We start from the raw sequence: 15,285 nt of genomic DNA on the forward strand, positions 1-15,285 counted from the left end.
AGCGAAAAGAAGGACTGTCCTAACCGAGAAGCAATGAACCTCCTTTACAAAAAACTAAATTTACATTAAAAGACTAAATGGCCATCAAAGCCCTGCCCCTAGTTTAATTTCTCGGCTAGTAATTTCATTTCAATGTGCGGCGAACGGTTTTCGTAAATAATACTGTGCACCGCCTTGCAAATTGGCATATCTACATTATACGCCTGATTTTTAATATGCATACACTTAACCGCATAATAACCTTCAGCAACCATATTCATCTCCAATTGAGCCGATTTTACGGTGTAACCTTTCCCTACCATGTTACCAAATGTGCGGTTACGGCTGAACTGCGAATATGCAGTAACCAACAGATCGCCAAGATATGCCGACTCCATAATATCCCTGTTGATAGGATGAACGGCATCAACGAAACGTTTAATCTCACGGATGGCATTGCTGATCAACACCGCCTGAAAATTATCGCCATAACCTATGCCATGACAAATACCACTGGCTACCGCATAAATATTTTTTAAAACTGCAGCATATTCCGTCCCGAAAATATCGTCTGATACGTTTGTTTTAATATAACGGGTGTTTAAAAACGAAGCGAAAGTGGATGCCTTTTCTACATCGGTACAGGCGATGGTTAGGTATGATAATTTTTCTAAAGCTACTTCCTCGGCATGGCATGGTCCGCTAACCACCAAAATATCATCATATGGGATGTTATAATTTTCGTGCAAAAATTCGCCGATAATCAGATTATCTTCGGGTACAATGCCTTTTATGGCTGAAATGATTTTTTTGCCCTTTAAATCTTCAGTGGTGATGGAAGCTAAAGTATTTTTTAAAAATGCCGCCGGGACGTTTAGAATTACAAATTCGGCAGATTTTATGATGGAATTGATATCTGAAGAGATATGGTCTTCCTGAGTAAGTTTAATCTCAACAGAACTAATATAATTAGGGTTATGTTTAAATTTTTTAATGTGCGCTATGGCAGCCTCGTTGCGCATCCACCAAAAAATTTCCTTTTCAGCTAAATTATCTGCAAGCATTTTCACAATGGCAGTCGCCCAGCTTCCGCCCCCTATCATCGCTATTTTAGGTACCATATTTATAAAATAAAAATCCCGGTTTAATGTTTTAAACCGGGACAATTTAATTATTTATTGTTGTTAAATATAGTCTACTTCTTAGCGTCTTTGCTAAACAATTGGTCTTTAGATGTTTTTTCTACAATCATCCCGTCTTTTAATTTGTTTTGGATGGCAGAATAAGGACCGGTAACAATTTCTTGGCCAGTTTTAACACCAGATTTCACGATAATAAACTGGTCATTTTGGATCCCTGTGGTTACCTCTGTCTTTTTAACCTTTTTAGTTTTAGCATCGTAAGCATAAATATATTGCTTCACTTTTTTATCGGTTAATTTAGATTTCTGCTTATCGGTATTTTCCTGGTTACCCTGGTTTTGACCAGCATCGCCAGATTTACCGCTATCGGTAAATACAGCCTGAATTGGAATAGCTAAACCTGTTAACGATTCGCTTTCGATATCAACTGTTGCCGACATGCCCGGGCGGAAAATAGATTGTTGTTTACCTGCTAGTTCTTCAGTAATTCTAATTTTTACAGAGAAATTAGTTACCTGATCTACTGAAGTAGATACCGCAGTACCTACAGCTGTTGATGAACTTGCAATTTCAGTTACTACACCCCTAAATTTTTTATCTGAGAAAGCATCAACCTCAATCGAAGCTTTATCGCCTACTTTAACACGGGTAATGTCGTTTTCGTTAACGTCAACATTAACTTCCATTGAAGATAGGTTAGAGATACGCATAATTTCTGTACCTGCCATTTGCGAAGTTCCTAAAATACGATCTCCCAATTCGATTGACAATTTTGAAACTACCCCATCAACCGGAGCATAAATTGTTGTTTTAGCTAAGTTTGCACCAGCTTCTTTAACATTTGCCCCTGTTTGCTCTAAAGTAAATTTTGCGCCGGTTACATTTTCTTTTGCACTGGCTAAATTTGCTTTAGCAGTTAGATAAGCTGCCTTGGCAGAATCGAATTCTGATGCAGAAATTACCTTTTTATTAAAAAGCTCTACATTACGTTTGTAAGTTGCTTCAGCATTTACAAAGTTAGCCTGGTTTTGTATCAATTGTTGTTGCGCTGCAGCCACACTAGCCCTTTGCGCATTGAAGGTAGCAACTGTTCTTTCATAGCCCGATTGCAAAACATCCGGACGTACTTTACAAAGCAATTGGCCTGCTTTAACAATATCGCCTTCTTTTACCTTTAATTCTACTACCTCTCCCGATACTTCAGAGCTTAATTTAACTTCTGTTTCCGGCTGTATTTTACCACTTGCGGTTACTGTTTCTACAACAGTTTTATCTGATGCTTTTTCTATAGTTACTTTTTCGGTCTTATTACCACCAATAACTCCGGCCAGTTTTAATATCACTAGAAGGGCTACAATAGCAACTACGGTAATAATAATATGCTTCAGTTTCATAATTTATTGTATTTCGTTTGTTTGTATTAAAGTTATCATGTTAAGGTTGAACGTTAATGTTGCACCCTGTTCTTCCAATATTTTAAGTTTAGAAAGTAATCTGTTTGCCTAAATAGTAATCAATTACTTTTGCTCTGAACAGAAGATCATATTTAGCCTGGATAAAATCTATCTCCGCTTTATTTCTATTGGTTTGGGCCGTGCTATAATCTAAAGAGTTTACTAAACCAACATTATAACGCTGCTCAATTACATAAAAGGCATCTTTTTGCGCCTGAAATGCATTCTGAGTTGATGAATAACGGCTTTCTGCGGCCTTTAAATCATATACTGCCTGAGAGATTACCTTGCTTAAATTATTCTTGGTAAGTTGTTCCTGTACCTGTGTATTCTGATAGTTAATTTTTGCTTTTCTAACATTTGTTCTCGCCTGGAAACCATTAAAAATAGGAATAGAAAGATTCAACCCAACATATTGGTTAAAGTTATCTTCTATCTGCGAACCAAATGCCTGTTTGCCTAAAACAGTCACAAAATCTGGCGCAACAACAGATTCGTTAGTAGTTAATGTTCTTCCAATTTCAGAGAATCCATTTGGGGTAATAGAAACTACCTTACTTCTACCGCTTGAAAAATTAGACCCTAAACCAGCTCCAATTGATAGTCTTGGGTAATAAGACGATTTTGCAACACTAACTCCCCTTAATGCAGCTTCAGTTCTTAATGATGCTAACTTAATATCGGGGAAACTGGTTACCGCACTGGTGAAAATTGTATTAATATCATAGCTGTTCTGCAAAGAATAGTTTTCTGCAATAGCAGGTGCCTTTACTTCAAACCTGTTTTCTGGTTGCATTTCCATCAATTGATTTAAAGTTAAATAAGATACCGATAATGTATTTTGAGCATTTGTAGTATTTAATTCGGCTGTTGCTACCTGAGATTTTGCCTGCGAAATATCGGCTAAGGTTTTATTACCGGCATCTAACAAAGCTTGTTCCCTTTTTAAGGTCTGTTTAGCCACATCTAACTGTTGTTGTGAAGCCGCCAATAAGTCTTTATTATACAGAATCTGCATGTATGAGGTTACCACCTGCAAAATTAAATCGTTTTTGATTTTCTCTACATTGGTTTGATCGGCAGCAAGCAAAAGTTTGTTCTGTCTAATCTGGTTTATTTTCTGAAAGCCCTGAAAAAGATCGGCACTTGCGCTTAAGCTACCATTGGCTGATGAAAATTGTTGTGAAATAAACTGATTGGTTGATGGATCGATGCTACGACCGAAGTTTTTATTATAACTAGCTGTTCCGTTAAGCGTTGGTAAAAGCGCATTTTTAGATTGACTTAACGTTTCATTGCTTAAAGCAGCACTAAATGCAGCCTGTTTGATCTGTAAATTATTTCTAAGGGTATTATCTACTGCCTGTTGGATGGTTAAAACTTGCTGGGCATTGGCATTACTGGCAAAACCGAGCGCAATAACAAAAGCAAAACCGGTAACTAACTTCTTCTTGGTAAACATCTTCATAATTTGTTTCAAATCTATATAAACAACTTTAATAATTTCAATCTGTACAGGCATTTAGTAACTTTACCGCTAAAATGTACCTGATCAAATCACCGCTTCTGCTAAAATGGTATTATCCATCACTATTATGGAATAAATCCCGCACCGAAAAAGTTATTTATTTGACCTTTGACGATGGACCTATACCCAATGTTACAGATTTTGTATTAAAAACTTTAAAAGTCTTTAATGCTAAAGCTACATTTTTTTGCATTGGCGATAATATTGTAAAACACCCCGAAGTTTTTGAACGTATAAAAAACGACGGACATGCCATTGGCAACCATACTTTCAACCATTTAAAAGGCTGGAAAACCGATAATGAAACCTACCTTCAAAATACACTAAAATGCCAGGAACTTACACAAACAAATCTGTTTCGTCCACCCTACGGGAGAATTAAGAAGTCGCAAATCTCAAATCTCAAATCTCAAATCTCAGAACTCAAAATCGTAATGTGGGACGTACTCAGCGGCGATTTCGACACTAAGCTTTCACCCGAAAAATGTTATCAAAACGTAATTAAACATACCGAAAATGGTTCTATAATTGTATTTCATGATAGTTTAAAAGCATTCGACCGTTTATCTTACGCACTTCCTAAAGTATTGGCTTATTTTAGTGAAAAAGGTTTTACATTTTCAATGCTTTAGCCTTAAGCTAATCTTGTGCCAAGGCGCTAAATACAACTCAATAAACTGAAAATCAATAAATTAATACCGAATAAAATAAATAACTGTTCAAAACCGCACAAATCTGTCCGAAAACGAACGGTTAACCCAGATATTAAGATGCTATTACCTAACTAACATCAGCCCCCTATTAACATTATTTTCTAGCGACCAGTTTTTAGCCTGTTTTCTTAACGCAATCGTCATAAGACTGTATTATATTTGTAATTTCATTCGAATTTGTTACGTTGTCCAAAGGACTCCTACGGAGAGCTTGTCGAAACGCCTTTCGACATATTTAAACAGATCCTTCGACAGGCTCAGGATGACAATTCTATATTTAGAAGACAGCCTCATCTTTCCTGCCAGATAAACCCAGAAATGAACAGGGATAACAATTATAATATAAAGCTGGTAAGCACAGAGATTTTAGGCTATACCAGCCCCTCTAAAACGCCACTAATCGCGTATTAACCAGCCATAATTTATATGTTTTTATGGCCTTTAATCCACATTCTTTTTTCTTGTTTAGAATAATTCCAAATTGTTTAATCGCCTGCCTAAATTGCATTTAAGGGTTGTTTTTTGCTATTTTTGTTTTAACCAAAAAACTGGGCCCTATTGGCTCAGTGAACGCAAATTAATATACAAAAACAGTATTCTTTTTTGTAAAAAGCGGGTGTACATTTTGTTGCACAATCTTATAACAAAAAGAATAAAATAGCTAAGATGAGTATTTATAACGATTATATCCAGGAGATTGAAGACAGAAAAGCTCAAGGTCTTCACCCTAAACCTATTGATGGAGCAGAATTATTAAGTGAAATCATCGATCAAATCAAAAATGTAAATAATTTTAACAGGACAGATGCTGTTAATTTTTTCATATACAACACCTTGCCGGGCACTACCGGAGCTGCAGGTGTAAAAGCAGAGTTTTTAAAAGAAATTATTTTAGGCGGAACTATCGTTGCCGAAATCACACCTGATTTTGCTTTCGAATTGTTATCGCACATGAAAGGTGGATCTTCTATCAAAGTGTTGTTAGACATTGCGTTGGCCGATAATGGTGATAAAGCCCATAAAGCTGCAGATGTACTTAAAACACAGGTTTTCTTGTATGATGCTGATACCGATCGCTTAAAAGAAGCTTACAACAATGGCAATGTCATCGCTAAAGAAATATTAGAAAGTTATGCCAGGGCTGAATTCTTTACTAAACTTCCTGAAGTACCGGAAGAAATCAAAGTAGTAACTTTTATCGCAGGTATTGGCGATATTTCTACAGATTTATTGTCGCCAGGTAACCAGGCACACTCTCGTTCAGATCGTGAATTACATGGCAAGTGCATGATTACGCCAGAGGCCCAGGAGGAAATTAAAGCATTGCAAGCGCAACATCCTGATAAAAGTGTAATGCTGGTAGCTGAAAAAGGTACCATGGGTGTAGGTTCTTCACGTATGTCGGGTGTAAACAACGTTGCACTTTGGACGGGTAAAAAATCTAGTCCTTACATTCCATTTGTGAACATAGCCCCAATTGTAGGTGGCACCAATGGTATTTCTCCAATTTTCTTAACAACAGTTGATGTAACTGGCGGTATTGGTATCGACCTTAAAAACTGGGTAAAGAAAACAGATGAAAATGGCAATGTTATCCGTAACGAAAATGACGAGCCGATTTTAGAGCAGGATTATTCTATAGAAACGGGTACAGTACTTACCATTAATACAAAAACTAAAAAATTATACAATGGAGATCAAGAGTTGATCGACATTTCAAAAGCATTGACACCGCAAAAAATGGAATTTATCAAAGCTGGCGGTTCTTACGCTATCGTTTTTGGTAAAAAAATCCAAACTTTTGCAGCTAAAACTTTAGCTATCGAACCTTCGTTAGTATTCGCCCCTGCTAAAGAGGTATCTATTGAAGGCCAAGGTTTAACGGCTGTAGAAAAAATCTTCAATAGAAATGCCGTTGGTTTAACACAGGGCAAGGTTTTACATGCCGGTTCTGATGTTCGTGTAGAAGTAAACATTGTAGGTTCTCAAGATACAACAGGTTTGATGACCGCTCAGGAATTAGAAGCAATGGCTGCTACAGTTATTTCTCCAATTGTTGATGGCGCTTATCAATCAGGTTGTCATACCGCATCTGTTTGGGACAAAAAGGCACAGGCAAACATCCCGAAATTGATGAAGTTTATGAACGACTTCGGTGTGATTACTGCCCGCGACCCTAAAGGCGAATATCATTCAATGACCGATGTTATTCACAAGGTATTAAACGACATTACTATTGATGAGTGGGCAATTATCATTGGTGGTGATTCGCACACGCGTATGTCTAAAGGTGTAGCTTTCGGTGCAGATTCTGGTACGGTAGCATTAGCATTGGCAACTGGTGAGGCTTCTATGCCAATTCCTGAATCGGTAAAAGTAACATTCAAAGGTCAAATGAAAGAACATATGGATTTCCGTGATGTAGTTCATGCGACACAATTGCAGATGTTGCAACAGTTTGATGGCGAAAACGTATTCCAGGGCCGTATCATCGAGGTACACATCGGTACTTTATTAGCTGATCAGGCTTTTACTTTTACAGACTGGACAGCTGAGATGAAAGCAAAAGCATCTATCTGTATTTCGCAAGACGATACTTTAATCCAATCGTTAGAAATTGCTAAAAACCGTATTCAAATCATGATAGACAAGGGTATGGACAACCATAACCAAGTACTTCAAGGATTGATTAATAAAGCGAACAAACGTATTGAGGAAATTAAAACCGGTATCAAGCCAGCTTTAATGCCAGATGATAATGCCAAATACTATGCAGAAGTAGTTATTGACCTGGATATCATCAACGAGCCAATGATTGCCGATCCGGATGTGAACAACGCAGATGTTTCTAAACGTTATACGCATGATACCATCAGAGACTTAACTTTTTATGGTGGCGATAAAAAAGTAGACCTTGGTTTCGTAGGTTCTTGTATGGTACACAAAGACGACTTGAAAATCGTTTCTCAGATGTTGAAAAACGTAGAGACATTAACTGGTAAAGTAGAGTTCAAAGCTCCATTGGTAGTTGCAGCCCCTACTTACAATATCATCGATGAGCTGAAAGCAGAAGGCGATTGGGAATACTTACAAAAATACTCTGGATTTGAGTTCAGCGACGCTTTACCTAAAGCTGCAGCGCGTACCGAATATGAGAACATCATGTACTTAGAACGTCCGGGTTGTAACCTTTGTATGGGTAACCAGGAGAAAGCGGCTAAAGGCGATACTGTAATGGCTACGTCAACCCGTTTATTCCAGGGCCGCGTGGTGGAAGATAAAGATGGTAAAAAAGGAGAGTCTTTATTGGCATCAACACCAGTAGTGGTTCTTTCTGCTATCTTAGGTCGTATTCCAAGTATTGAGGAATATAAAGTAGCGGTAGAAGGCATCAACTTAACCAAGTTTACGCCTATTTCTACAAAACAATAAGAAACAAATAAACATATTTATTGTTAATAAAGCACAAAGGCTGTCCGATAATCGGATAGCCTTTTTATTTACACTAATAATTGAATAGAATGGTTTTAAATAACATAATTTGACAAATCTTAAAAATAAGTATATTAAAAATTGTTTAATTTAGTTTGTGTTGTTATTGACAATAATTTTAAAAAAAAATAAAGTATGGCTTTTGATATAGACATGATTAAAAAGGTTTATGCAAACTTTGGCAGCCGCGTTGAGGCTGCGCGTAAAGTGGTTGGCAGACCTTTAACATTATCTGAAAAAATATTGTATACACACCTTTGGGATGGAGATCCTAAAACGGCGTTTAAACGTGGCTCTGACTACGTAGACTTTGCACCAGATCGCGTTGCGATGCAGGATGCAACAGCTCAAATGGCATTATTGCAATTTATGCAGGCTGGTCGCCCACAAGTAGCTGTACCTTCTACAGTTCACTGCGATCACTTAATTACAGCTAAAGAAGGTGCTGCAATAGATTTACCGCATGCTAAAACCGAAAGTGCCGAAGTTTTTGATTTCTTATCTTCTGTATCGAACAAATACGGTATCGGTTTCTGGAAACCAGGTGCTGGTATTATTCACCAGGTAGTTTTAGAGAATTATGCTTTCCCAGGTGGAATGATGATCGGAACCGACTCACACACCGTGAATGCGGGTGGTTTGGGTATGGTGGCTATTGGAGTTGGTGGTGCTGATGCCTGCGATGTAATGGCGGGTTTACCCTGGGAACTTAAATTCCCTAAGTTAATCGGCGTTAAGTTAACAGGAAAATTAAACGGCTGGACTGCTGCTAAAGATGTGATCCTTAAAGTTGCGGGTATCCTTACTGTAAAAGGTGGTACAGGAGCAATTGTAGAATATTTTGGTGATGGCGCCACTTCAATGAGCTGTACGGGTAAAGGCACCATTTGTAACATGGGTGCCGAAATTGGTGCTACTACTTCTACTTTTGGTTATGATGAAAGTATGGAACGTTATTTACGTGCTACGGGTAGAAATGAAGTTGCTGATGAAGCAAACAAAATTGCAGCATATTTAACGGGTGATGCTGAAGTTTATGCTGATCCGGAAAACTATTTCGACCAGGTTATTGAGATCGATTTAGATACTTTAGAGCCTTACCTAAATGGCCCTTTTACACCAGATTTAGCTACTCCGGTTTCGCAGATGAAAGTTGAGGCAGAGAAAAACGGCTGGCCTTTAAAAGTAGAATGGGGATTGATCGGTTCTTGTACCAACTCTTCTTACGAAGACTTATCAAGAGCAGCTTCTATCGCAAACCAGGCTATTGCAAAAGGTTTGGTAACCAAATCTGCTTTCGGTATCAATCCAGGATCTGAGCAGGTGCGTTATACTGCAGACCGTGATGGTTTCCTAAAAACTTTCGAAGATTTAGATGCAACAATTTTTACCAATGCCTGCGGACCATGTATTGGGATGTGGGACCGTACCGGGGCAGAAAAAGCAGAAAAAAATACGATTGTACACTCGTTTAACAGAAACTTTGCTAAACGTGCAGATGGTAATCCTAATACTTTCGCTTTCGTGGCTTCACCAGAAATGGTTGCTGCAATTGCAATTTCAGGTAATTTAGGCTTTAACCCGTTAACCGACACCTTAACAAACGATAAAGGCGAACAGGTTAAATTAGATCCACCTACAGGTTTTGAACTGCCAACAAAAGGTTTCGCTGTAGAAGATGCAGGTTATCAGGCACCAGCAGCTGATGGTTCATCCGTTCAGGTTTTGGTTTCTCCAACTTCACACCGTTTACAATTGTTAGATCCATTTACCCCTTGGGAAGGTACCGACTTAAAAGGTTTAAAACTTTTAATCAAAGCCAAAGGTAAATGTACAACAGATCATATCTCAATGGCTGGTCCATGGTTAAAATTCCGTGGTCACTTAGATAACATTTCTAACAACATGCTCATTGGTGCAGTTAACTATTTTAACGACAAAACAGATAACGTTAAAAATGAATTAACTGGTGAATACGGGCCCGTTCCTGCAACGCAACGCGATTATAAAGCTGCTGGCTTAGGATCTATTGTTGTTGGTGACGAAAACTATGGTGAAGGTTCATCACGTGAACACGCCGCTATGGAGCCTCGCCATTTAGGTGTTCGTGCTGTATTGGTAAAATCTTTTGCCCGTATCCACGAAACTAACCTCAAGAAACAAGGTATGTTGGGCTTAACCTTTGCAGATAAAGATGATTACGACAAAATCTTGGAAGACGATACCATCGATATCTTAGGCTTAACAGAATTTGCTCCAGATAAACCATTAACATTAGTATTACACCATGCCGATGGCACACAGGAGCAATTCCCGGTTAACCACAGTTATAACGATCAACAAATTGAGTGGTTTAAAGCTGGTGGTGCACTAAATATTATTCGCGCTGAAGCAGCGGCTAAGGCAGCACTTTAGTCATCCGAAGTCCAGAGTCGAAAGCCCGAAGTTTGGATGAAAACAATATCAATCCCGTTCTGTTAAATCAGAGCGGGATTTTTTGTTCTTTTACCAGATACCGCTTAAAACGATGTCTATGTATCCATTTTATCATATTGAGCTTGTCGAAATGCCTTATAAAATCATTTTAAAGAGTCCTTCGACAGGCTCTCCACAGGAATCCTTTGGATAGGGTGACAAATCTATTATTTAGGATTAACCTCTTTATTCTTTTGGAAAGCAGTTGCAGTAGGTCTTAGGTTGGGGTTAGTCCCGCTAATGCTGCTGCTGGTTGAAAAAACCAGCATTCGCGTATATCGGGTTTAGATAGCATAGACAGTGATGCTTTTCACTCAAAAAAGTACTTTACCAATAGGAGCTGCTAGAACACATGAGGGAATACTCTGCCTTCCTTACAGGAAATGGACTTTATAGCCCCAGGCGCAGTGGCATCCCTGAAGCGAAGCGTAAGGATACAGCGAAGCATGGGAACAAACCTTAATAGCTGCTACCGGCCCTGCGCTTCAAATGAGATAATAAATAATTGCCATATTTTTTGGAAAGCATTCTTAGAATATTTTCCTGCAAACAGTTCATTTTAAATATGGTATAAAGCGATATTTTGTTGTATAAATATGCATTGGGAAACATTTATAATCAATCATAAGTGAGGTTAAAAAGAAATGATCTCCGGTTTTCAATCGAATCTTAACATAGTGGTAATTTGTCCACAGAGCTGATCGGCGATTTGCAAAATCAAGATTATTTTCATGGTAAATTCCAATATGCTGTTCAATAACGTCAATATCCTTTTGCTTAAATTCAAACCGCTTGTTCTTATCTGAATAAAGATACAAATTAGAATTACCGAATATTATAAAGGTAGCTTTTCGATTTTTGATATAGTAAGTAATGTGTAAATAAAAAACGGGAAGTAAAAAGATGAATAAAACCGATAACATGTACCCAAAGAACCGGAAATCAACAAATGGCCACCAACCAAGCATATAAATAGCTAGTGGGGTTATGATTAATAAAATCCCTAATAGCCTACAATATTTTAAGGATTTAAATTGATGTTTAAGATCAATTTTGAAAGTTACATCCTCTTCAAAACTCATAACCACAGTCGTAACAATGGTGACATTTATTGGCCTTAATGGGTGTAGTTAGGGTTAAAAAGGAAAGTATAGTTGCCCAAATACTATATTTTTTATCGGTAGCCATTCCATAACCCACATTGGTAGATCCACATTTTTCACAAACTGTTTTATCTTCCGCTGATTCTTCTTCATCAACAATTTCATCTGATGATTCAAAAGCCAAACTATTGTCTTCAGCCAGTAAAGCATTAATGGCTTCTACATCTCTTTCAAAAACAATGAGTTTTACACCGCCTATTGCCTGATTGTAAAGCGGATTTAAAGTTGCAACATTTTCATCCGCCAGGAAACAGGCAAATCCACTGTCTTCCAATTTAGCCTTAATAATATTGGCCTCCATCGGATTATAATAGGTGCTGTAAACTACTGTTCTATCGTTCATCATCCAAACATAAGAATTTGTTTACTAAAATAGTCCTCGTTTGCAACGAGGATTAGTGAGATTTGCATTGTAATGCAACAATGAGAAAATACGGCGATCAAATCGCCTTTCTCCTCCGTCCTCGTTACAAACGATGACGATGTTTCTTTGTCTATTTTTTCAGGAATTCTTTCCACCAATATCCGGAATCTTTAATGGTACGTTCCTGAGTTTTAAAATCATTATAAATTAACCCAAATCTTGCCGTAAATCCTTCAGCCCATTCAAAATTATCCATTAATGTCCAGGCCATATAACCGGTTACGTTTATGCCTTCCTTTTTGAGTTTTAGGAGTGCATTTAAATAAAGTTTAAAATATTCGATCCGTTCAGGGTCTTCTATCCTACCATTGATCAATTTATCATGATAAGCAGCACCATTCTCCGTGATCAGGATATTTTTGATACTTGGGTAAGCGGCGAACTGTTTAACGATATTATAAAAACTATCAGCATTTACTTCCCAGCCCATTGCGGTATGAGGCCTTTTTCTGCTTTTGGCTTTTACCTCCCAGGCCTGAATAACCGGAATAAAGGCATTGTATTTAACCACCAAAGGAAAATAATTCTGAAGACCAATAAAGTCAAAATCAAACTTCATCCGTTCGTGAAGCCGCCAGGTACCATATTCGATCTGAAATTTCTCTAACACATCCCAATTGGCAGTAGGAAAACCCATGCCCTGTGTAGGTTCTACAAAAAGACGATTCATTAGGCAATCAACCCGTTTTGCAGCAAGAATATCACTATCACTCTGGGTACTTGGAATTACTTCCGAACAAGAAAAAGTAGTCCCGATATTAGCCTTGCTAATTTCTGCGCGTAAAATCTTGCCCCCATCTGCCTGGGCCAGTGCAGTATGTAACACTGCCGAAAAAAAATTACCTAATCCTGTTTTCCCTGGGGCATGAACGCCTAGCATATACCCCAAAGAAGTATAACCGAAAGGCTCATTCAAGACAATCCAGTTTTTTACCTTATCACCGTACGCTAAGGCGCAGATGCTCACAAAAGCATTAAAAGCAGCATTAATACTAAAGCTTGTCCAACCGCCCTCATCTTCTAAAGCCTGTGGTAAATCCCAGTGGTATAGCGTTATGTAGGGTGTTATTCCATGGGTTAAACATTCATCAATAAGGTTGTGATAAAAACGGATGCCTTCCTGATTAACTTCACCCCTACCCGCAGGTAAAATGCGCGACCAGGCAATAGAAAATCTAAAAACTTTAAAGCCCAGCAGTTTAACTAAAGCTATATCTTCGGCATATCGGTGATAAAAATCGCAAGCTGGATCTAGTTTGTGGTTCTTTTTTATTTTTCCATTTTTGGCGGTAAAGGTATCCCAAATGGAAGGGCCTTTACCATATTGAGTGGCTGTACCTTCTATCTGAGCGGCAGCGGTAGCCACACCCCACAAAAAATTTTGACCAAAATCACTTGCATTAATCATTCTTTATCAATTAATTGCCACAAGTTGCGAGTTTAATATTAATAAATCATTAAGCAATAAATTTTTAAAATAAAGATTTCTCCGCTGGGGTCGAAATGACGATTCTTCGAAATTATGGCGCTTTAACCACAGTAGTATCTTGTGCTACCATTGGTACTTTATAATTTCCGGTATCTAAACTTACTTTAGGGAATAGTTTTTTTATACTGGCTAAATCTGCTTTAGCTATCCTAGTTTGATACACGTACAAAAATTTTAAATTTTTTAGTTTCTTTAATTGATTAATCCCTTTTGCAGTAATTTTTGTCCCGACCAAACTCAATGATTGTAACTGATCTAAATCTTTCAGCGATGCTAAACCTGCATCTGTAATCTGGGTATTATTTAGGTTTAACCTGGTTAAATTTTTACAACCCTTTATTGCAGTTAAGGTTTGGTCGTTTACTTTATTATTTTCTAACTTAAGCCAAAGGAGCTGTTTTTCGATTGATTTTATCAGGTCCAAAACATCTTTACCCATCAATTGTGCATTGATAAAATTGGCCGAAAGATAATTGGTATTCTGGGCAACAGGAAACACGGTAATACCTGCATCGGTAAACTTTTTCAATACTTTATCATCAACTGCCGAAACCTCTTCAGTTGGAATATCACTGGCTTTGATTTGCTCATTCCCACTTTCGCCTTTTTGCAGGCTGGCTAAAATAGTTTTTATATTTTCTGGCTGGGGAAGATCTTTAAATTTCTTTTTAAAATCGGCGCCATTATCAATCCACCATTTTAACAAGGCGATCTCATTGGTGGTGAGTTGAGGTTTTTCTTTAGGTGCCATATGGTCTTCATCATTCAACGGCAATAAAATCCGCTTCATCAGCTCACTATCATCAGCTTTACCCTTTACTAAGGTGTGTCCATCTTCTCCACCTTTTAAAATATATTCTTCCTGGTCTAACCTTAGCTTGCCTTTCTGCTTTTCGCTGCCATGGCAACTATAACACCTATTTTGAAAGAGTGGTTGAATAGCATTTTGGTAAACAATGGCTTCCTGAACATTGGGAATTGGTGGTATGGCTGCACCGCCTTTTGTGTTGCCCGATTTTAACGGCGCGGTTAAATAATCAGAACCATGGGTTAAAGAACCTCCTAAATGCCCGGTAATTGAAATGAGCGCTATGAGAACCACCGCTATTGTACCTAGTATGGCATTTGATTTAACCTTTTTGCAAATAATCCACAATACAAAAGATAAAACAGCAACACTGATTCCCATCCATTGGTGATTACTCACAAGTTTACCGTCATAATCGCCACCATTGGCCAATAAATAGCCAGTAATGCAGGATACTACAGCACTTAACGCACCTAGAAGCAGCATAATAGGAATGGCTGGTTTTAGGTTGGTAAACTTTGCCGCAAATGATAAGAGAATACAAATACAGCCAAGTAACAAAATTCCGATAGGAAGGTGGACAAAAACCGGGTGAAAGCGGCCAAAAAACTCTAACAT

At 37.9% G+C, this 15,285-nt stretch carries 10 protein-coding genes; 3 read left to right on the top strand and 7 right to left on the bottom strand.

What is annotated here, in order from left to right; translation table 11 throughout:
- Positions 1–98 precede the first annotated feature (98 nt).
- The 3 genes from ASU31_RS09400 to ASU31_RS09410 all read right to left on the bottom strand — a co-directional run bounded on the left by ASU31_RS09400 (position 99) and on the right by ASU31_RS09410 (position 4,097).
- Positions 99–1,100 carry an NAD(P)H-dependent glycerol-3-phosphate dehydrogenase gene (locus tag ASU31_RS09400; RefSeq protein WP_057932083.1) on the bottom strand — a complete coding sequence of 334 codons (1,002 nt, stop codon included), beginning with the start codon at positions 1,098–1,100 and terminating at the stop codon, positions 99–101.
- Between the two features lie 74 nt (positions 1,101–1,174).
- Positions 1,175–2,515 (bottom strand): efflux RND transporter periplasmic adaptor subunit, encoded by a 1,341-nt coding sequence (locus ASU31_RS09405; RefSeq protein ID WP_083505321.1) that lies wholly within the window; start codon positions 2,513–2,515, stop codon positions 1,175–1,177.
- 88 nt (positions 2,516–2,603) lie between these two features.
- Complete coding sequence (locus tag ASU31_RS09410; RefSeq protein WP_245224518.1) at positions 2,604–4,097, bottom strand: TolC family protein; 1,494 nt, start codon at positions 4,095–4,097, stop codon at positions 2,604–2,606.
- 20 nt (positions 4,098–4,117) lie between these two features.
- Between ASU31_RS09410 and ASU31_RS09415 the strand changes: the two genes are divergently transcribed.
- The 3 genes from ASU31_RS09415 to ASU31_RS09425 all read left to right on the top strand — a co-directional run bounded on the left by ASU31_RS09415 (position 4,118) and on the right by ASU31_RS09425 (position 10,723).
- Positions 4,118–4,735: a polysaccharide deacetylase family protein gene (locus ASU31_RS09415; protein WP_057932085.1), complete on the top strand. Its 618-nt coding sequence runs from the start codon at positions 4,118–4,120 to the stop codon at positions 4,733–4,735.
- Between the two features lie 747 nt (positions 4,736–5,482).
- Positions 5,483–8,248, top strand: coding sequence for a bifunctional aconitate hydratase 2/2-methylisocitrate dehydratase (locus ASU31_RS09420; RefSeq protein ID WP_057932086.1), 2,766 nt, complete (start codon positions 5,483–5,485; stop codon positions 8,246–8,248).
- 195 nt (positions 8,249–8,443) lie between these two features.
- A complete protein-coding gene (locus ASU31_RS09425) occupies positions 8,444–10,723 on the top strand; it encodes an aconitate hydratase (RefSeq protein ID WP_057932087.1) in 2,280 nt (759 codons plus the stop codon).
- Positions 10,724–11,337: 614 nt separating this feature from the next.
- Here the strand turns inward: ASU31_RS09425 and ASU31_RS28175 are convergent.
- The 4 genes from ASU31_RS28175 to ASU31_RS09445 form a co-directional block, all read right to left on the bottom strand.
- On the bottom strand, positions 11,338–11,865 hold the full coding sequence (locus ASU31_RS28175; protein ID WP_057932088.1) for a PH domain-containing protein: 528 nt from the start codon (positions 11,863–11,865) through the stop codon (positions 11,338–11,340).
- Positions 11,855–12,292, bottom strand: a complete 438-nt coding sequence (locus tag ASU31_RS09435; protein ID WP_245224519.1) for a putative signal transducing protein — start codon at positions 12,290–12,292, stop codon at positions 11,855–11,857. Before ASU31_RS09435 ends, ASU31_RS28175 begins: the two co-directional genes overlap by 11 nt.
- A 148-nt stretch (positions 12,293–12,440) precedes the next feature.
- A complete protein-coding gene (locus tag ASU31_RS09440; protein WP_057932090.1) occupies positions 12,441–13,778 on the bottom strand; it encodes a GH1 family beta-glucosidase in 1,338 nt (445 codons plus the stop codon).
- 112 nt (positions 13,779–13,890) lie between these two features.
- A complete protein-coding gene (locus tag ASU31_RS09445; RefSeq protein ID WP_057932091.1) occupies positions 13,891–15,285 on the bottom strand; it encodes a c-type cytochrome domain-containing protein in 1,395 nt (464 codons plus the stop codon).

The organism is Pedobacter ginsenosidimutans (genome assembly GCF_001442625.1).
Lineage (GTDB): Bacteria > Bacteroidota > Bacteroidia > Sphingobacteriales > Sphingobacteriaceae > Pedobacter > Pedobacter ginsenosidimutans.

What these genes read in the sequence shown, in the direction of transcription:
- ASU31_RS28175 (WP_057932088.1), bottom strand. Translation starts at nt 11,865, where the DNA reads ATGAGTTTTGAAGAGGATGTAACTTTCAAAATTGATCTTAAACATCAA.
- ASU31_RS09440 (WP_057932090.1), bottom strand. Translation starts at nt 13,778, where the DNA reads ATGATTAATGCAAGTGATTTTGGTCAAAATTTTTTGTGGGGTGTGGCT.
- ASU31_RS09405 (WP_083505321.1), bottom strand. Translation starts at nt 2,515, where the DNA reads ATGAAACTGAAGCATATTATTATTACCGTAGTTGCTATTGTAGCCCTT.
- ASU31_RS09435 (WP_245224519.1), bottom strand. Translation starts at nt 12,292, where the DNA reads ATGATGAACGATAGAACAGTAGTTTACAGCACCTATTATAATCCGATG.
- ASU31_RS09415 (WP_057932085.1), top strand. Translation starts at nt 4,118, where the DNA reads ATGTACCTGATCAAATCACCGCTTCTGCTAAAATGGTATTATCCATCA.
- ASU31_RS09445 (WP_057932091.1), bottom strand. Translation starts at nt 15,285, where the DNA reads ATGTTAGAGTTTTTTGGCCGCTTTCACCCGGTTTTTGTCCACCTTCCT.
- ASU31_RS09420 (WP_057932086.1), top strand. Translation starts at nt 5,483, where the DNA reads ATGAGTATTTATAACGATTATATCCAGGAGATTGAAGACAGAAAAGCT.
- ASU31_RS09410 (WP_245224518.1), bottom strand. Translation starts at nt 4,097, where the DNA reads ATGCCTGTACAGATTGAAATTATTAAAGTTGTTTATATAGATTTGAAA.
- ASU31_RS09425 (WP_057932087.1), top strand. Translation starts at nt 8,444, where the DNA reads ATGGCTTTTGATATAGACATGATTAAAAAGGTTTATGCAAACTTTGGC.
- ASU31_RS09400 (WP_057932083.1), bottom strand. Translation starts at nt 1,100, where the DNA reads ATGGTACCTAAAATAGCGATGATAGGGGGCGGAAGCTGGGCGACTGCC.